At 39.3% G+C, this 19,033-nt stretch carries 13 protein-coding genes and 1 riboswitch; of the genes, 10 read left to right on the top strand and 3 right to left on the bottom strand.

Annotated elements, in window-relative coordinates; genetic code table 11:
• Positions 1-15 precede the first annotated feature (15 nt).
• Entirely contained in the window at positions 16-1,011 is a 996-nt protein-coding gene (locus AC0YOD_RS09340) for an ABC transporter permease (RefSeq protein WP_475798993.1), read from the top strand.
• A gap of 63 nt (positions 1,012-1,074) precedes the next feature.
• Positions 1,075-2,100, top strand: a complete 1,026-nt coding sequence (locus tag AC0YOD_RS09345; RefSeq protein ID WP_475798994.1) for a substrate-binding domain-containing protein — start codon at positions 1,075-1,077, stop codon at positions 2,098-2,100.
• A gap of 216 nt (positions 2,101-2,316) precedes the next feature.
• Here the strand turns inward: AC0YOD_RS09345 and AC0YOD_RS09350 are convergent, their stop codons facing one another.
• Entirely contained in the window at positions 2,317-2,799 is a 483-nt protein-coding gene (locus AC0YOD_RS09350) for a GAF domain-containing protein (protein WP_475798995.1), read from the bottom strand.
• Positions 2,800-3,150: 351 nt separating this feature from the next.
• Positions 3,151-3,237, top strand: a riboswitch (cyclic di-GMP riboswitch).
• Between the two features lie 107 nt (positions 3,238-3,344).
• On the opposite strand from AC0YOD_RS09350, the gene AC0YOD_RS09355 reads away from it, so the two are divergent.
• On the top strand, positions 3,345-5,570 hold the full coding sequence (locus AC0YOD_RS09355) for an EAL domain-containing protein (RefSeq protein ID WP_475799336.1): 2,226 nt from the start codon (positions 3,345-3,347) through the stop codon (positions 5,568-5,570).
• Between the two features lie 111 nt (positions 5,571-5,681).
• Here the strand turns inward: AC0YOD_RS09355 and AC0YOD_RS09360 are convergent, their stop codons facing one another.
• Positions 5,682-6,536: a P-loop NTPase family protein gene (locus tag AC0YOD_RS09360; RefSeq protein WP_475798996.1), complete on the bottom strand. Its 855-nt coding sequence runs from the start codon at positions 6,534-6,536 to the stop codon at positions 5,682-5,684.
• 576 nt (positions 6,537-7,112) lie between these two features.
• Between AC0YOD_RS09360 and AC0YOD_RS09365 the strand changes: the two genes are divergently transcribed.
• Complete coding sequence (locus AC0YOD_RS09365) at positions 7,113-8,474, top strand: sodium-dependent transporter (protein WP_475798997.1); 1,362 nt, start codon at positions 7,113-7,115, stop codon at positions 8,472-8,474.
• A 219-nt stretch (positions 8,475-8,693) separates the two neighbouring features.
• A complete protein-coding gene (locus tag AC0YOD_RS09370) occupies positions 8,694-9,614 on the top strand; it encodes a methyl-accepting chemotaxis protein (protein ID WP_475798998.1) in 921 nt (306 codons plus the stop codon).
• 129 nt (positions 9,615-9,743) lie between these two features.
• Here AC0YOD_RS09370 and AC0YOD_RS09375 read toward each other — a convergent pair whose 3' ends face one another.
• Positions 9,744-11,081 (bottom strand): hypothetical protein, encoded by a 1,338-nt coding sequence (locus AC0YOD_RS09375; protein WP_475798999.1) that lies wholly within the window; start codon positions 11,079-11,081, stop codon positions 9,744-9,746.
• Positions 11,082-11,484: 403 nt separating this feature from the next.
• On the opposite strand from AC0YOD_RS09375, the gene AC0YOD_RS09380 reads away from it, so the two are divergent.
• The 5 genes from AC0YOD_RS09380 (at position 11,485) to helD (ending at position 18,904) form a co-directional block, all read left to right on the top strand.
• Entirely contained in the window at positions 11,485-12,960 is a 1,476-nt protein-coding gene (locus AC0YOD_RS09380) for a protein adenylyltransferase SelO (RefSeq protein ID WP_475799000.1), read from the top strand.
• 181 nt (positions 12,961-13,141) lie between these two features.
• A complete protein-coding gene (locus AC0YOD_RS09385; RefSeq protein WP_475799001.1) occupies positions 13,142-14,170 on the top strand; it encodes an ROK family transcriptional regulator in 1,029 nt (342 codons plus the stop codon).
• A gap of 22 nt (positions 14,171-14,192) precedes the next feature.
• Positions 14,193-15,428: an MFS transporter gene (locus AC0YOD_RS09390; protein WP_475799002.1), complete on the top strand. Its 1,236-nt coding sequence runs from the start codon at positions 14,193-14,195 to the stop codon at positions 15,426-15,428.
• 32 nt (positions 15,429-15,460) lie between these two features.
• A complete protein-coding gene (locus tag AC0YOD_RS09395) occupies positions 15,461-16,036 on the top strand; it encodes a maltose acetyltransferase domain-containing protein (RefSeq protein WP_475799003.1) in 576 nt (191 codons plus the stop codon).
• A 450-nt stretch (positions 16,037-16,486) separates the two neighbouring features.
• A complete protein-coding gene (helD, locus tag AC0YOD_RS09400; protein WP_475799004.1) occupies positions 16,487-18,904 on the top strand; it encodes an RNA polymerase recycling motor HelD in 2,418 nt (805 codons plus the stop codon).
• Positions 18,905-19,033 lie beyond the last annotated feature (129 nt).

A 19,033-nucleotide genomic window follows, 5' to 3' on the forward strand; every position in this document is an offset into this window, starting at 1 on the left:
GAAAGGAAGAGAAGAATGAATAAAGCAACGGTGGTTGAGCGTAAATCGCATTTTGCGATCAAGTCTGGTCTGCAGCAGCTATTAGTTTTTGGTAGTTTGATTTTATTGGTTATCTTTTTTTCAATCGCATCGGATAATTTCTTTCACTTTTCCAATATCATTGGAATTTTGCTCTCGACCGCGGTTATTGGCGTACTTGCGTTAGGATCGACTTTCGTCATTATAACGGGCGGCATCGATCTTTCAGTTGGTACCGTTATGACGTTGTCCGCGGTCATGACCGGCATGTTTATTACGATATGGGGCTTGCCAATTCCGATCGGCATTGTTGGTGGTTTGCTGACTGGGGCGTTATGTGGATTCTTATCTGGGTTTACGATTGCTAGATTAGGAATTCCGCCGTTTATCGCAACGCTCGCGATGATGATGATCGCTAAAGGGTTAGCACTAGTCATTTCGGGAGCAAAGCCGATCTATTTCACAGATAATGAAGCTTTTATGGAAATCTCATTAGGATCGGTGCTCGGTGATCTTATTCCAGGCTTTGATATTCCGAACGCTGTCCTTATTTTTTTCATCGTAGCCATTCTAGGGAGCATCTTATTATCCCGAACGATCGTAGGCCGTTACAACTTCGCGATTGGAAGTAATGAGGAGGCAACGCGTCTTTCAGGTATTAACGTACGTAATTGGAAAATCGTTATTTACACGATTACCGGCGTGTTTACCGGAATTGCCGGTATTCTAATGGCTTCTCGGTTGAACACAGCACACCCTTCCCTCGGTGCGGGATATGAACTGGAAGCCATTGCGGCGGTAATCATCGGCGGCACATCGCTAAGCGGCGGCAAGGGAACGATCTTGGGTACGGTGATTGGGGCTCTGATTATGAGCGTATTGACGAACGGATTACGCATCATGTCGGTCCCACAGGAATGGCAGACAGTCGTTGTCGGTTTTGTTATATTACTGGCGGTATATGCCGATATCCTGCGCCGACGCAAGGCTTAACAACGGTATAGTCTCCTAAGGAGAGTATATATAAAAGCAAATATCATTCATTAAGAAGGGGATATGAACATGAGAAAAGTATGGATAATTGCCGCTTTGGTACTCGTATTTGTCGTTAGCGCTTGCAGCTCGAACAATTCTAAAGGAGGCAGTAATTCTCCATCCACCGCATCGCCAGCAGCTGAAAGCTCAAGCCCTGAGGCAACTGTGACAACGGAAAAAATGTACATTCCGGTTATCTCCAAGGGATTCCAACATCAATTCTGGCAAGCGGTTAAGATCGGCGCAGAGAAGGCTGCAGCCGAATTGAACGTGGATATTACTTTCGAAGGCCCAGAGTCAGAATCCCAAGTCGATAAACAACTTGAAATGCTGCAAGTCGCATTGGATAAAAAACCTAGCGCTATTGGTTTTGCCGCACTCGACAGCCAAGCGTCGATTCCGCTGCTTAAGAAAGCTAAGGATGCGGGTATCCCTGTTATTGCTTTCGACTCCGGCGTGGACAGCGATATTCCACTCAGTACAGTTGCAACGGATAACGCAGTTGCCGCTGGAGTAGCAGCGGATAAAATGGCCGAACTGATCGGTGGCGAAGGCGAGATCGCGATCATTGCCCATGACCAAACTAGCCGTACAGGTATCGATCGACGCGATGGTTTCAAAAAACGTATTGAGGAAAAATATCCGAATATTAAAATCGTCGATATTCAATATGGTGGAGGAGACCACCTGAAATCGACTGATGCAGCTAAAGCGATCATGCAAGCGTATCCAAAATTAAAAGGCTTCTTCGGTACGAATGAAGGCTCGGCGATCGGTGTTATCAATGCCGTAATGGAAGCCAAGGCAGTAGGAAAAGTTACGGTTATTGGGTACGATTCCGGTAAAGCACAGATCGATGCGATCAAGAATGGTACGATGGCTGGCGCCATTTCCCAAAATCCGGTCGGAATCGGCTATGAAACGGTTAAAGCAGCAGTAGCGGCAGCTAAGGGCGAAACGGTTCAACCAGCTATCGACAGCGGATTCGTATGGTACGACAAATCAAACATAGACAATGAAGATGTTAAAGCTGTTCTTTACGAATAATCCTATAAATAATAATACGAATTTTCTAAACGCCATATTGCGATAAGGGATCTCCTCCTTTAAACGACGTATGGAACTTAAGCAGCCGTTCCCTAAATGGGACGGCTGTTTTAACTTGGATTTCAGCAGGTTTATCCATATAAATGTAGAAGCTATTAAAATGAACAGCTTTATTAAAAAAAAGAGCCTCAAAAAAAGAGACTCTGATAACTTAATTCATTTTAAGTGCGTAATCAATTGATTGACGAACTTCTCCAAGTAATGCTGATCAACCTCGTCGAATCGATTAAGCACAGGACTATCAATATCGAGAACCCCGTATAACTCGCCATTTAGAATGATTGGAATGACGATTTCCGATTGTGATGCGGAGTCGCATGCGATATGTCCAGGGAATTCATGGACATTTTCAACTCTGATCGTTGATCTTAAGCTTGCAGCTTTTCCGCATACGCCTCGGTGCAAAGGAATGCGAACGCAAGCCGGTAAACCTTGAAACGGTCCTAGAACAAGTTCTTCATTCTTATATAAGTAAAAACCAACCCAGTTGATATGATCTAAAAATTGATTGAGAAATGCTGATGCATTGGACAGGTTAGCAATCACATCAGTTTCACCTTCCAGCAATGCTTGAAGCTGACGAAGCGCTAACTCATAATTTTGATCCTGTGTACCTTTGTATTGTTCTGGATGAAACATAATTCGTCTCCTTTATTGTCACTGATAGGCTATCTGAAACGCTTTGTTGATTATCATATTTTATCATAATCAAAGTAAATGAAGGAAGGTCACTTGAAATGGAAAGTAACGAATCCATAAAGAAACGGTTGTTTGAACTGGAAAACAATATTAACTACATACAAAATATTCAATTATTTAAAAATGCAACATACATTACGTAGTTCAATATGGAAATTAAGCAACGAAGGTTGGAAATGTTTTTTCATCAAGGAACACCTATACAATCGGAATAGTAATATTTTAATTTTTGATATTGATTTAATAGGTAATAATGCCTAAGATAATAGGTACAACATAATTGTTTCTTCTTATTGATAAAGGCAAACCCATCAAAAGATGGGGACGCAAAGCTATAGGGACTAAAGGATATCCATTCCATGTCAGCCAGCTACCGATATACCACTTCTATTTCTTGTTGACCAAAAAAAGTGGCTTACTCGGTTTTAATCGAGTAAGCCACTTTTTGTTTTTTAAATGTAATAAAGGTTAGTAGAAGCTTGAAAATGTGGTTATCAATACAAAAAAATATACAGGATGATGAGGCACATATGAGTTTATTTAAAAGAAATTCATCGATAAAAGATTCTGTAGATAGTAGAAATAATGTATTCTACCTACCGCCAAGCGAATCTATTCTCGATAATATAACCAACGGTTTTTTTATTATTGACCGTAATTGGTGTATTAGTTATATAAATAAGCCAATGGAACATTTTGTTGGAAAAAACCGTGAAGAACTTATGGGATATAATATTTGGGATGTACTCCCAGAAGCAATTGGCACATCATTCTACCATTTCTACCATAAGGCTATTAAAGAACAAGTCCCCATTACATTTGAAGATTACTATGAACCAACTAAAGAATGGCTAGAGGTTAGAGTTATTCCTTCAAACGGGGGGTTAATTGGATATGCATTCAATATTACAGAGCGTAAAAATCATGAACAAATTATAGAACGTATGGCTTATCATGATTATTTAACAGATCTTCCTAATCGTAGGTTTTTTGAAAAGGAGTTAGAACAATTTTTAGAGCAATCCAATAAAAATCAACACTCATTTGCGCTTCTATATATAGATTTGGATAGATTTAAAACGATTAACGATACACTTGGGCATGGTTTGGGAGATCAATTTATCAAAGAATTTTCAGTTAGATTAGTTCGCATTATAGGTGATAAAGGATTTGTTGCCCGTCTAGGAGGCGATGAATTTGCGATAATATTGAACAAGCAATTCGATAACAAAGAAGCCGTAGAAAAGATAGCTACTAGTATCATTAAAAATATTGAGGAGAGACCTTTTCGTATAGATGATTATGAAAATTATATTACAACTAGTTTAGGAATTAGTTTTTACCCTCATCATGCACAAGATGCTCAAACTTTAGTGAAAAATGCAGATATAGCCCTTTATCGTTCAAAAGAAAAGGGCAGAAACAAATATACATTTTATAATCCAGTAATGGAAATTGACTGTTTTAAAAGGTTCTCACTTGAAAAAGAACTTCGTGCAGCAATAGAAAATAATAAGCTGGAATTACATTATCAACCGCGAGTGAATGCGAAAACGGGAGAAATTGTGAGTGCAGAAGCACTTGTCCGTTGGAACCATCCAGAATGGGGAATGTTATCACCTGCTGAATTTATCCCTATAGCAGAAGATACTGGTCTGATACGCCCTCTGACCCAATGGGTTGGAAGAACCGTATGTAAACAAATTAACTCATGGCAAGTTGAAGGAATCCCGTTTGTACCTATTTCTATAAACGTTTCTGCTGATCAGTTTTTATCAAAAAACTTTATCCCGTATATACAACAGTTATTAAAGGAAACACGGGTAGAAGGAAGCTGGCTAGAAATTGAAATCATTGAAACATCCATTTTAGATAATCAAAAATTGGTTGAATCCATAATTACAAAGTTAAAGACACTCGGTATTAAAGTATCATTAGATGATTTTGGAACTGGATATTCTTCTCTTGCTTATTTAACGCAATTCAATGTTGATGTATTAAAAATTGATAAGTATTTCATTCACAACGTCACCACTAATCATTCAAATGCTACAGTCGTAAAATCAATCATCCATTTGGCCCATGGTTTAGGTTTGAAAGTAGTTGCTGAGGGCGTTGAAACGAAGGAACAACTTATTTTTATAAAACAACAAGAATGCGATGAAATACAAGGTTACATTTTTAGTAAACCAGTTCCTGCTGCAGAGTTTAATAAGCTATTAGCTAATAAGATATTGATACCCTCTGGAACCAATCAACAAATCCCATTTGTAAATAGGCGAAAGTATTTTCGTGTCCATCTTACTTTCCCATTAAGTTCACAAATGACGATTATTAAAATCAAAGACAAAGATTTAGATTTAGGTAAGACGGAAGTGTTAATTGAAGATATTGGGGCGGGTGGACTTCGTTTTTTATCGCATTTAATTTTAGCGGTGAATGAAGACATTATATTGGAATTTGAGACGGAGATTTTAGCTGAAATCATTAATGTAATTGGTAATGTTGTTTGGAAAGAAGAAATAGAGAATAACATATACCGATATGGTTTAGAATTTACTATCCATGATCAAGAGCGGGATCATTTAGTTCAATTATTGAACCGCTTAACGTTACAAATGAAAACAAGTCCACATGTTCCAGAGTGTAGATTAGTGAAGATGGATAAGTATAGTTACATAAAAACGATTGTTTCTCAAGGGACTTATTAAAGGGGAAAGATGACAGCTATTTATAGAGGATTTGCAGCACGTAGATTAAAAACAATAAGGAGCAGGTAACGCGGTAAAATGCTCCTTATTGTTTGAACGTAAAGTGTATCGTTAGTTTGTTGAGCTAAAATATTCTGATAAAATCTCTACTAGAGCTTGCTTATAATCGTTTAAATTATACAAAGAGTTATCCACTTTTTTCTTGGCTATTGTTACGCTGTTAAAAATTTCATTTTCCAGTTCCTGTCTTGCTTTAAGAACCTGCAGAGTTCCTTCTAACCCTTTGTAACTCTGCTTTTTTCCATACCCTTGATTTGTATAATAGTCAATAAATCCTTCTGACCATTCTTGCGGTCTTTCCTTTACAGCTTTTCTGAAAGAATGATCAAGATCGTTCTGTTCTACGTAAATCAATAACGGATTTAGTCGCTCCACAATTGTTGCCAGTTCTGTAACATAACGTATAACGTCATCATTCTTTGCACCATATTTAATCATCCCGATTGTTACTGGGTTTTGGATGAAACAACAATCAAAAACAAAGGTGTCTGTTCCATTCCAAACACTCTCCGTAAACTTCTTCCATCTTTCTGTTATCAGTTTCCTGTTTTGATCTAGTGACAATTCATAAATATCATGTTTGACAACTGCTTGCAGCAATTCATCTGGAAAACTTGCCCCGTATTCATTTTTTATTTTCCGATATTCTAAGAAGTAATTGTTACCTTGTTTAATCATATAATTACTCAAGAAATCTTTAAATTTTTCATGGGTACTCATTAGTTCATTAAATTCATTTTTCTTAAAAAAGGCGACTCCATCATAATCAGCAGGATGTTCTAGCGTTCCTTCTAAAAACAGTTGAGATTTAATATGCATATCCGTAAGAATTTCATGAACGAGTTGAGCAGTTGTCGTTTTCCCGAATCCTGGTAATCCTTCAATCAAAACTAACCTCGGTCTCATAATAAAATTCCTCCATTCGCTATTGGGAGGATATGCAGGTAAGAATCAATAGAGATGCGGTTTCCCAATGAAAAAAGCGAATACCATTAGGTATCCGCAGTAGGGATCTATGATCTACCTTTCCCTGCATACCCTGTAAGATTAAAGAAAAGCATGCCTAATAAAATAGTGTAATCACTATTACAGGCATCTTTTCGAATTGTTAATCTTTACAGAGTAATCCACATGATAAGGTTTATGCTCCTTTGATTGCATCTCTAATAGTTAGAATAACATCAGGCATAGATAAATACAATCCGGGATTAAATTCTCAATAAAGGGTTGACCTTTAGTTGTTACCATACTATAATTCCGTTTATTATTATTAATATCGAATGAGCGACGAAAAGCACATTATTTAGCCGATCTCCCAGTTATTAAAAAATTAATGGTTGGTGTAAAAATAAGTTTTTTTTCCAATTAGGGTGGTACCGCATAATAAGCAACGTCCCTATCGTTAATGATAGAGATGTTGCTTTTTTTGTCTTTTACATTGTTGCGTTGAGGACATATTAAAATTAGATTGGATTGATTAGCGTGCAAGCATCAGAGCAGTGGTCATCAAAGATTGGTTTTATTTTATCAGCAGCAGGATCAGCTATTGGAGTAGGCGCAATATGGAAGCTTCCTTATGTTACGGGTATAAGTGGAGGAGGCGCATTCTTTCTTCTTTTTATCTTATTTACTTTGTTTATGGGTTTTCCATTGTTATTAGCAGAGTTTGTTATTGGCAGAAGCACACAAAAGGAAGCCATTAGTGCTTATCGCAGTTTAGCGCCTAATAGTAACTGGCATTGGATTGGAAAGCTAGGGGTATTTACTTGCTTTCTTTTACTGTCTTTTTATAGTGTAATTGGCGGTTGGATCGTTATATATTTTGTTAAAGGTTTGTTTGGCGGGATAATTAGTGAGGGAGCAGACTACGGAACCGTCTTTAACGTGACGATTGGAAATCCTACACTGGTTATTGCAGCTCAATTTGTGTTTTTGGCTGTTACTGTCTTAGTAGTAGCAAAAGGGATTCAAAATGGAATTGAAAAAGTGAGTAAAATTTTGATGCCCGCTTTATTTATACTATTTATTGTTCTAATCATTCGCTCACTCACACTCGATAACGCAATGGAAGGTGTAAAATTCTTTTTAGCACCTGATTTCTCAAATATTACATCGCAAAGTATTCTGTTTGCAATGGGCCAAGCTTTCTTCTCCTTAAGTGTTGGAGTATCTGTAATGGTAACGTATAGTTCTTATCTCTCGAAAAAAGAAAGCTTAATTCAACCGGCAATTTCAATTGTTACAATGAATGTTTTGATTGCTTTATTAGCAGGATTAGCTATTTTCCCAGCTGTATTTTCACTTGGTTTAGAACCATCTGAAGGACCTGGCTTATTGTTTGTTGTATTGCCTGCTGTTTTTGATCAAATCATGTTTGGAGAAGTTTTCTTTTTAGGATTTTTATCATTGTTTTTGTTTGCTACATTAACTTCAGCCTTTTCAATGTTAGAAATAATTGTAGCATCTGTTGTGAAAGGGAAAGAGGAGAAGAGAACAAAATACGCATATATTATTGGCATTCTAATCTTTGTAGTAGGCGTTCCCTCTGCATTGTCTTATAGCGTTCTATCTGATTTCATCATTTTCACGAAAAATTTATTTGATTCAGCCGATTATTTAGTTAGTAATATTTTAATGCCGCTTGGAGTGTTTTTGATCTCAATTTTCGTTCCGCTAAAAATTAAGAAAAGCACTTTGCGAGAGGAATTGTTGCAGCATTCTCGGTTCGGGTCTACTGCATTTCAAATCTGGTTTTTTATAATGAGATTTATTATTCCTTTAGCGATTATCATCGTTTTTCTTGATGTAACTGGCATACTTGATAAAATTGTTTCTATTTTTTAGTTTGAATTTAATCACTTTTTTTGTGCTAATAAACCCCACTGGATAAGCAAATCCAATGGGGTTTATTTTATGAAATGTATGTTTAATATTATTTTTTTTGAAAATATAGTTGACAGTAAAGATATTTCTTCATTTCATATATTTTTTCTTGTATAATTTGCAAGAGTCTATTTTCAATGTGGTTAATTTTTCAAGTAATTAGAGGAGGTGCATCGGTAGATGGAGAAACAGGGAATCTATGAAAGTACACAGGTGTTAGAAGGAAAAGCAGTTTTGGCGGCATTAGAGCAATCTCTAGCTATGATAGAGTTTAATTCGCAGGGAGATGTACTTTGGGCTAATGAACATTTTGCTCGGGCAATGGGTTACCAGGTCTCCGAACTACTCGGCATGCACCATCGTCAATTTTGTACTGCGGATTTTGCTACAAGCTCAGGCTATGTGAAGCTTTGGGATAACTTGAGAAATGGTCTGAAATTTCAAGAGAAGATTGTTCGCGTAGCGAAGGACGGAAGAATACTTTGTTTTGAAGCTACATACATGCCAGTTAGTAATGATGATGGACAGATTGTAGGTGTCCTGAAAGTAGCAACAGACATAACGACAAGAGAAACGGCTGCCATTAAACTAACAAGTGAATTACAACAAATGGCTGAAAATTTACACCAACGTACGGAAGATGGAATAAGTCGTACTCAGCAAGTGGCTAAAGCAATAGAGCATGTATTGAGTGAAAATGACAGCAACTTAAGATTGCTTCATGACTTAGAGCAACAGACCAGTGCTATTCATGATGTTGTACAAACGATTCGGGGTTTTGCTTCGCAAACCAAACTTCTAGCATTAAACGCAGCGATAGAGGCAGCACATGCAGGGGAGCATGGTCGCGGCTTTAACATTGTAGCGACTGAAGTACGCAAGCTGGCTAATCAAGTTGAGGAGGCTACAAACGAGATACGAGCTACTGTTGAGGGAATATCTAAACAGGTCGACAAGGTTAGTGCGGGTACCAAAAGTTCACAGAAGACAATCGACAATAGTCAGCATCTTATACAGCAAGCCGTTGATGAATTCGTAGGAATCGGCGATTCTGCGGGTAAGCTCGATACGCAAGTTAAGATATTAAGTCAATTGATTTAAAATAAATGAAGTGAAAAAAGGTGACCAATGTGATCACCTTTTTTATATTTGAAACTTGGCTCATTCAATAAAAAACCTGTGGAATTTCGCTTTGTAACTCATTTTTTAAGGTTGATGATGTATCAGGTTTTATCCTTCATCTCCAATATATATTTCGAATGTTTTAAGAATATCGAATGCTAGGTTAATGTCTTCACCATTGGCGATTGTGATTATTGTTTCAAACTCAATTCTTTTATCGTCTCGGATATGAATTTGCTTCGTTACAATAGCATTATTTCCATCAATAGTTGTATTTTGATAAGTGGTGAACCCTGTCTTTCCTGTATTTACTTTCTCATAATCAGTAAGATCAGGTGGGAGATCTTCGAAATAGAAACCTCCTGCCGCGTTTATCGATGAACCATTTCCGTCACTAATCGTTATACCATCGCCATTTGTCGGTTCTTCGCCTTTTGTCCAGTCTTTTGGATAGCCTATAAGGAATCCAAATCTTTGATTTTTATAGGTTTCCCATTTGGCTTCATCCAATTCGTTAGTTTCTTCTGTAATGGTAGGGGTAGTTGATGGAATTTGTAACTTAGCCCCAGTTAATTCATTTACTAAAGAATAAGTGCTTTCCAAATATTTGTTGCTCTCCAATAAATACTCGTTCATTTTTTCATGTATAGAAACATCATCAGGCATTCTCATTGCCTTTTCGAGTAGTTCTGATGCAGATACATAAAGCTCGACTAGTTTAGCAAAATCGCCATTCTTTATTTCATATTCAACTGGGGGTTTTACTACGTTCATTTTATTATGTAGTATTTTTAACCCCTTTGCAGTATTTTCAGCTGTATCCAATAATGTTTGATCATTTGGTGCAATAGCATAGGTCTTCATTATTTCCATCATAGCATTAACGAAGACAATAAATTGTTCATACGATTCTTTTATGTTTTTGCTGTAATCGACTTTGTTCATACGGCTATTTTCTTCGATTTGTTTAAATGCTGCCTCATAATCAAACTGACTCTTATAACCATCAATTCGATATTCTTTTAAGAACACGGAGCTATCCAAATATTTATTGAGGCTATTCGTTACCGCATCGATATTTTTAAAAGCTTCTTTATTGCCGTCTTCACTGAAATTTATCATGATATTGTTGTATTCTTTGATCGTTTTGAAAAGCAATTGAATGGTTTTATGTTCGTCTGTAAACTTGTCGGGTGGATTGTCTTTTAATCGAAGCAAGATATTGTCCAAGATTTCTTTTTGTTTTTGTGCAGGCTCTTTAAGTTGCCAGTATTCACCCTCGAATGCTAGTGCTAAAACTGAGTTTATCTCATCAATTGCTTTTTCAGATTCATCGAAATTTTTATTCATTTGTTCAATGTATTTTTCTTCTAGATTTACTTTTGAACATCCTGTTAAAAATACTACAATAATAAGTAATGTTAAAAGAAATGATCTGTTTGACAAGTGGGTTCTCCTCCAAAATTAAGCTGATGTAAAATAGCAAACTCTGCTCTTAGAAGAATACCAGTTTTCTCCACAAAAATGAAGAGATTTAAATGTCAGAATAGCAAGATAGCTAAAAATTGTTTTATAATAAATATCAACTCTTTAAAAAGATTTCCTGATGGAGGCTGCATCAAAGAATGAAAAGGTTATGGATTTGTAAAGTTCGAGTGTTTTTAGCTAAAGTATAAATATATAACGTATTTACAAGCACTATCTAAGCGTGAAAAGGGTATAATTTATGGGCAGGAGTAAACCCTAAAACAGTAAGTTTTGATATAGTATGTAGATAATTAAAAATATCATAATGCTATTTTTTTGTTATAGGTGGAAGGAAAATAAAATAAAGAATGAAGGAGTAAAAATGACATATAAAAAAGAAATATTTGAAACAGGATGGAATTTAGACAACAGCTATTCAGGTCTGCCGGTATCCATGTTTACCAGACTCAACCCAACCCCTGTTCGATCACCGAAGTTGATCATTCTCAATGATACATTGGCAACATCACTGGGGTTGAGTATTCAAGCGCTTCAAAGCGAAGAAGGCGTAGCCATTCTCGCTGGCAATCAGATCCCTGAAGGAGCATTGCCGCTTGCACAAGCATATGCAGGGCATCAATTCGGGCATTTTAATATGCTAGGAGACGGTCGAGCTTTGTTGCTTAGTGAACAGATAACGCCCAAAGGTGAGCGGGTTGATATTCAGCTTAAGGGTTCAGGTCCAACACCATACTCACGTCGAGGAGATGGTCGAGCGGCACTTGGTCCGATGCTACGTGAATACATAATTAGCGAAGCGATGTATGCGCTTGGTATTCCAACCACACGCAGCTTAGCAGTGGTGACAACCGGTGAGACCGTAATGCGCGAAACGGGGCTGCCTGGCGGAATCTTGACCCGTGTAGCTGCAAGTCATCTGCGTGTTGGAACCTTTCAATACGTTGCAAAGTGGGGCTCTGTTCAGGATCTTCGGGATTTAGCTGATTACACATTAAAAAGACACTATCCGGAAGTTTATGCTGATGAAAACCGTTATTTTTCACTTCTTCAAGAAGTAATAAAGCGTCAAGCTGCGTTGATTGCTAATTGGCAACTCGTAGGCTTTATTCACGGGGTGATGAATACGGATAATATGTCTATTAGTGGAGAAACTATTGATTATGGTCCTTGTGCTTTCATGGATACATATGATCCAGCAACGGTGTTCAGTTCTATCGACATTCATGGTCGTTATGCCTATGGCAATCAGCCTAATATTGCCGCATGGAATCTTGCGAGATTTGCTGAGACGCTATTACCGTTGCTTCATGATAACGAGGATGAAGCTGTCAAACTCGCAGAGAAAGCAATTTCAGATTTCATTGATCTGTTCTACAATAATTGGCTCAGCGGAATGAGGAGGAAACTCGGCATTTTTAACGATGAGCCAGAGGATGAATCCCTTATTAAAGGTCTACTTACTTTGATGGAAAAGTATCATGCGGATTACACGAACACCTTTCTCGCATTAACTTTTGATAAGTTAGAGGATAGGGTTCTGTTTGGAACTCCTGAATTTGTAGAGTGGAATGCGCAATGGCAATCGAGATTAAGCAGGCAGCAGGAAACAAAAGCAGCCTCACATGAGTTGATGCGAAGCAGTAATCCTGCTGTCATTCCTCGTAATCACAGGGTAGAAGAAGCATTGGAAGCTGTTGTGAAACGAGGGGTCAACAACGTAATGGAGCAACTACTTGAAGTTCTTTCGAAACCATACGCGCATGAGCCTGAGCAGGCTGAGTATGCCACTGCGCCTGCGGAAACAACAATCCCTTACCAGACCTTTTGCGGGACCTAGTCTTATAAAAAAATTAATGAGCAGGCGCTTCGGCGGCCTGCTTATTTTATTAAGCCAACAACGGAATTGCAGTCCATAATTTAAGATATTTTTCTTATTGCATTAACGATATATTTCTGATATTATCACGAAGACTTATTAAAGATGTTTAATAAGTTGTCGAAATAAGGTGGTGAACATTGTGAATGATTTACTTACAACGCCAAAAGATATGAAAAAGGTCATCCTTCGCGGTATACGAACCGTTCTACTAGAGCTTGGAAGCGCAACGAAAGTTGAACTGAGTCACAAATTAGGAATTAGCTTTCCGACTATCAGCAAGTTCCTAACTCAAATGGAGAAGGACGGGGAGATTGTTCAAGCTGGTATGGATGATTCAAGCGGCGGGAGAAGAGCGAAGAGATATGCTTATAATCCAGAGTATATGCTCGGTTTGGCTATTTTCTTAGAGAAAGATGAAACGAATTACATCGTTTTTAATTGTCTTGGTGAAGTGAAGGAGCAAGGTAAAACTTCAAGTGTTCTCATGGATGATGTTGTTAGCTTAACGAAACAAATTGAAGGGATTATTGAGACGCACCCCAAAATTAGTTCAATGGCAATTGGAGTGCCAGGCTCGGTGAACAAAGGTCGAATTATTCATATTCCAAGCTATGAACGATTTCATAATTTTGATTTGAAAGGATACTTCGAAGAGAGGTTATCTATCCCTGTCATTGTTGAGAATGATATGAATGCAGCAGTACTGGGATATAACTTTAACAGGCCAAGTAATGAAAATCGCTCACTAATCTATTTGTATTTCGGTCAAAACGGACCTGGAGCGGGCATCATGATCAATGGTGATGTTGTGCGGGGAAGTACTTTCTTCTCGGGTGAGGTATCGTTCGTCCCTCAGTATGATGATCGAAATTTTCATCAAGCTATGGATGCAGCTTCTGGGGGCGGTAAAGAGCGTATGAATGATGATGGAATTGATGCAATTAGCCGATTATTAACATCATTTATTGCTATTATTAATCCTCACACCATTATATTTTGTACAGATGAAGTGAACGAAGCCTTGATAAGTCGTATTGCCAAAAAAAGTGCTACATATATCCCTGAAGCACATATCCCAGAGCTTACCATCAGTGACTGGAAGCAAGATTATTTATATGGATTACAGACGCTTGGGCTGGGCCTCATGATTTCTGAAACGAGCAGCTAAAAAAAATGGATGGGTGAAAACGATGGCTACTTTCTTTTTATTAATAATTTATTTGGCTTTTATTAGCTTAGGGTTACCTGATTCATTACTAGGTTCTGCTTGGCCAGTCATGCAATTGGATGTTGACGCGCCTCCTGAGACAGCAGGTGTACTATTTATGATAATTGCAGCGAGTACCATTGTTTCTAGTTTGGTAAGCGGAACCGTCATTAAGCGTTTTGGAACGGGAAAAGTCACTCTAATAAGTTGCCTAATGACAGCTGGAGCTTTGCTTGGATTCTCTTTTTCTCCCTCACTTGTGTGGTTGTTTTTATTTGCGATTCCACTTGGATTAGGTGGAGGATCGGTAGATGCGGGTCTAAACAATTACGTCGCTGCCCATTACAAAGCACATCATATGAGCTGGTTGCACTGTTTTTGGGGAGTTGGAGCTACGTTAGGTCCTGTCATTATGGCACAGTATATTTCTAAGGAAAACATTTGGAGACAAGGTTATCTGAATGTAGCTGGCATTCAGTTTGTATTAGTACTTATCCTTCTTTTTACACTCCCATTATGGGCTAGGGTAGCAAAAATCAGCAAAAACAAATCAAGCGAGGAACTGAGAGATTTAAACGTTGGATCAGAGGATGAGCTCACAAAAACGACAAAGCCGTTGCAGATTAAAGGCGTTAAGTTAGCTTTGGTATCCTTCTTGTTCTATTGCGGTATTGAAGCAAGCGTAGGCTTGTGGGGAAGCAGCTTTTTAGTTGATATGAAGGATTTGCCCGCTGCAGCAGCTGCTAAATGGGTTTCTTACTATTTTGCAGGGATTACAGTTGGAAGGTTCATAACTGGCTTTATCACATTTAAGATAAGTAACCGTCATCTCATTCGAAGTGGTCAAATAATAGCTCTACTTGGTGCAGCACTTCTAATCCTTCCATTACCGATTGGGTTTTCGCTTGCAGGTTTTATAATCATTGGATTTGGATTAGCCCCCATTTTCCCATGTATGCTGCATGAAACACCTATACGTTTTGGTAATAAGCATTCCCAGACCATTATGGGTTACCAAATGGCGATGGCTTATACGGGTAGTACACTAATGCCTCCGATTCTAGGGTTCCTTGCTGCTTATACAACAATGGGAGTCTTGCCATTTTATATCATTGTGTTAGCCGCAGCTATGTTCTTGTTTACAGAAAGACTGAATGTCTATTTGAAAAAGAAGCTGCTCCACCGTGGGGACAAGAATACCCATATTTCTGCTAATTAAATGTGTACGATTGCGAAAAGGAGATTTTTAAATTGAAAACAGAAAAAGAGAAAATGTTGAATGGTGAACTCTATCTTGCAGGCGATCCGGTATTAGTAAAAGACAGACTAAATGCTCGAAGACTAACTCGATTATTTAATCAATCACTAGAAACGGATGATAGCCAGAGGATTGAATTACTGAAAGAACTGTTTGGATCGACTGGAAAGAGCTTATATGTAGAACCTACATTCCGTTGTGATTACGGATATAATATCCATGTTGGTGAAAACTTCTATGCGAATTTTGATTGTGTATTTTTGGATGTATGCGAAATTCGGATAGGAGATAATTGTTTTATTGCGCCGGGCGTTCATATCTATACAGCGACCCACCCTCTTAATGCTGAAGAGAGAATTTCAGGTGTTGAGTACGGAATACCGGTTACAATCGGTGATAATGTATGGATAGGTGGAAGAGCTGTCATTAATCCTGGTGTGAAAATCGGGAATAATGTTGTGATTGCCTCTGGTGCAATTGTAACTAAAGATGTGCCTGATCATACTGTTGTAGGCGGAAGCCCTGCAAGAATAATAAAACAAATTGAGCACGCTCAGGTAAACGGGTAGGGAGGATTAACATGAATCAGTTCCCAGTAACCGACAGCTCATTATTTTAACATTAGCGTAAAAAGGGTGGTCTTTATCAAATAAAGATCACCCTTTTTTTGTGCGAAATTATTCATTTCGAGGAAGTTATGCAGACATATTACAATTCAGAGTAAGTGGACATAAAAAAATGACTCTTGAATTCTTCAAGAGTCATTTCCTGGCAGCTTATCACTACAATGGATTATTTAAACTTTCCACAATCAGGGGAAGTGATTAGTTCTGCCGAAGATCAGAAAAATAAATTGAACTCAAAATAACGCTATGATATAATCGATAGCGTTATTGACATTTTAACATAAAAGATGTATCTAATTTTATTCCTACTTTAATTGTACATCTGGAAATTTGATTTGTCAATGCTCTTTTTTAATTCCAAATAAATGGAAAAAGGAGTGTGTTCAGGGAGAGATGAATACGAGGGATTTGTGGCAAGAACAAGAGCGGTTGGAACAAGTCAGGAACAAGCTGCAGGCGAGAATCACCGACCTGGAGCCGGAGGTTGCAGGTCTAGGCGATCAGGCGTCGGACATCCGTAAGCGGTTTTGGGAAGAAGTTACGATTAACACAAGCACGCACGAAGATTTCGAAGAGACCTTCTACACGATTAACCAGCAGTCCGCGGTATTGGCCGAGCGGGAACGCGGCCACAAGCTGTTGACTCAGCAATGGAAGAGCATGAACCGTCTGCTCCCGTCTCCATATTTCGGTCGCATCGACTTTCAGGAGGATGGTCTGGACTTCGGCGAGCAGATCTATATCGGCGTATCTTCCTTCGTTGACGAAGATGGATTGAGATTTCTGATCTATGACTGGCGTTCGCCAATCGCTAGCCTGTATTACGATTACTCCCCCGGCGTGGCGTCTTATGTCACGCCAGCTGGACGAATCGAAGGGGTGATGGAGCTCAAACGGCAGTTTCAGATTCAAAACGGGCAAATTCGCAACATGTTTGACGCGAGCGAAACGATTGGAGACGAATTGCTGCAGCAAGTGCTTGGTACAGGTGCGGACTCTCAAATGAAGAGTATCGTAGCAACTATCCAGAAGGAACAAAACGCCATTATCCGTGATGACAAAAGCCGGATGCTTATCGTACAAGGGGCGGCCGGAAGCGGTAAGACATCCGCGGCATTGCAGCGAGTTGCGTACTTGCTGTACAAACACCGCCAGACGATTAGGGCTGATCAGATCGTTCTTTTCTCTCCGAATCCGATGTTTACCAGTTATATCTCCACCGTACTTCCAGAGCTCGGTGAAGAGAACATGCAGCAGACGACTTTTCAAGAATATCTCGACTATTGGTTAGGTTCTTCGTTACGTCCAGAGGATAACTTTGATCAGATCGAATATGTACTGACCGCACATGGAGCGCCGGGTTATGAGGCTCGTCTTCAGGGAATTGAGTATAAAACTTCCGATGCTTTCCTGAAGGCCATACAGAACTATGGAATATGGTTGGGACGGGAAGGTATGCGATTCAACAGTATTCGGATTCGGGATCGCGATTTGATTACCGAGAAGCGTATGAGATCGGTATTCTACGGTTATGATCATTCCCTGCCGTTGCTCAATCGTATCGTTCTCTTGAAGGAATGGCTGCTGAATGAGCTGGCTTCGCTGGAACGCATGGAACGGGAAGCGCCTTGGGTACAGGAAGAATTGAATTATCTCGACAACGAGGAATACATGGAAGTCTTCGGAATGCTGCATAAAGAGAAGGAAGTATTCGATGTTGCGGAACAATACGCCGTAGTTCGGGAGAAGATTAACAACAAGCGCCGGGAAGATGAAGGCGACTTTGACTTCGTCCAGCGGGAGGAAGAGCTGCTCCGCCGAAGAATCGTAAGAGAAAGCTTTAAACCGCTAAGGAAAAGTGTGAAGAAGCTCTCGTTTGTTGATGTCAAAGGCATATATGGCGAATTGTTTATCGACGAAACCGCTTATCGGGAGAAAACGAATGGGGCCGTCATCCCACCGCTGTGGTCTGAAGTATGCAGGCAAACCAAGGAAACGCTGCTCCGGAACAAATTGTTCCACGAGGATGCGACTCCGTATTTGTATGTAAAAGAACTGATCGAAGGCGTCCGTACGAACACGGAAATCCGGTATGTCTTCGTTGATGAAGGTCAGGATTATTCGTCGTTTCAATATGAATATCTAAAAAAGCTGTTTCCACGTGCCCGGATGACGGTGCTCGGTGATTTTGGGCAAGCAATCTTTATGCAAGCTACTAGTTTGGCCGCATCTGATTCGCCACTGGTCCGTCTTTACGGTGAAGCTGAAACAAGCCTTGTCTGTCTTTTACGTAGTTATCGTTCTACTAAAGAGATAGTTGAATTTACGAAATCGATGCTACCAGACGGAGAAGAAATTGCACCTTTTGAAAGGGGAGGACAAAAGCCCCTACTGACGAGACTGGACGGCGGAGAGAAGCGTGATACACAAATTCTGGCAGACATCGCGGAACTCATGGCTGATGGATTTGATTCTATCGCGGTCATTACGAAGACCGCAGCCGAAAGCCGTGAGGCCTACGAATCGTTACGGATTCATGGAGGCGAAGCTCTGCAGCTCATCGCGAAGGAGACGCTGCACTTTGAAAAAGGAGTAATGGTCATTCCCGTGTATCTCGCCAAGGGTGTCGAGTTTGATGCAGTCTTGGTCTATGATGCATCGCTAGAAGCTTACGGCCGGGACAACGAACGCAAGCTTCTTTATACGGCGTGTACGCGGGCCATGCACCGGCTAAATCTTTACACGACGGACGATTGGTCACCGTTCGTGCAAGTATTGCCTGCGAATTTGTGCGAAAAAGTGTCATATTGACGGATCAGGGTACGTGTCGGCGTCCGGCGAAGAACAGATCAGTTTGTTCTACGACCATGATTTTCATCCATTCACAGCTCGATGAGCAGAAAGCAGGAACTTATGTCAGCTCCTACGCAAACTAAACCG

The organism is Paenibacillus sp. J31P13, assembly GCF_056269295.1.

Bases quoted from the DNA above. Each gene is read 5' to 3' on its own strand.
- AC0YOD_RS09340 (WP_475798993.1), top strand. From the start codon at position 16: ATGAATAAAGCAACGGTGGTTGAGCGTAAATCGCATTTTGCGATCAAG.
- AC0YOD_RS09345 (WP_475798994.1), top strand. From the start codon at position 1,075: ATGAACATGAGAAAAGTATGGATAATTGCCGCTTTGGTACTCGTATTT.
- AC0YOD_RS09350 (WP_475798995.1), bottom strand. From the start codon at position 2,799: ATGTTTCATCCAGAACAATACAAAGGTACACAGGATCAAAATTATGAG.
- AC0YOD_RS09355 (WP_475799336.1), top strand. From the start codon at position 3,345: ATGTGGTTATCAATACAAAAAAATATACAGGATGATGAGGCACATATG.
- AC0YOD_RS09360 (WP_475798996.1), bottom strand. From the start codon at position 6,536: ATGAGACCGAGGTTAGTTTTGATTGAAGGATTACCAGGATTCGGGAAA.
- AC0YOD_RS09370 (WP_475798998.1), top strand. From the start codon at position 8,694: ATGGAGAAACAGGGAATCTATGAAAGTACACAGGTGTTAGAAGGAAAA.
- AC0YOD_RS09380 (WP_475799000.1), top strand. From the start codon at position 11,485: ATGACATATAAAAAAGAAATATTTGAAACAGGATGGAATTTAGACAAC.
- AC0YOD_RS09390 (WP_475799002.1), top strand. From the start codon at position 14,193: ATGGCTACTTTCTTTTTATTAATAATTTATTTGGCTTTTATTAGCTTA.
- helD (WP_475799004.1), top strand. From the start codon at position 16,487: ATGAATACGAGGGATTTGTGGCAAGAACAAGAGCGGTTGGAACAAGTC.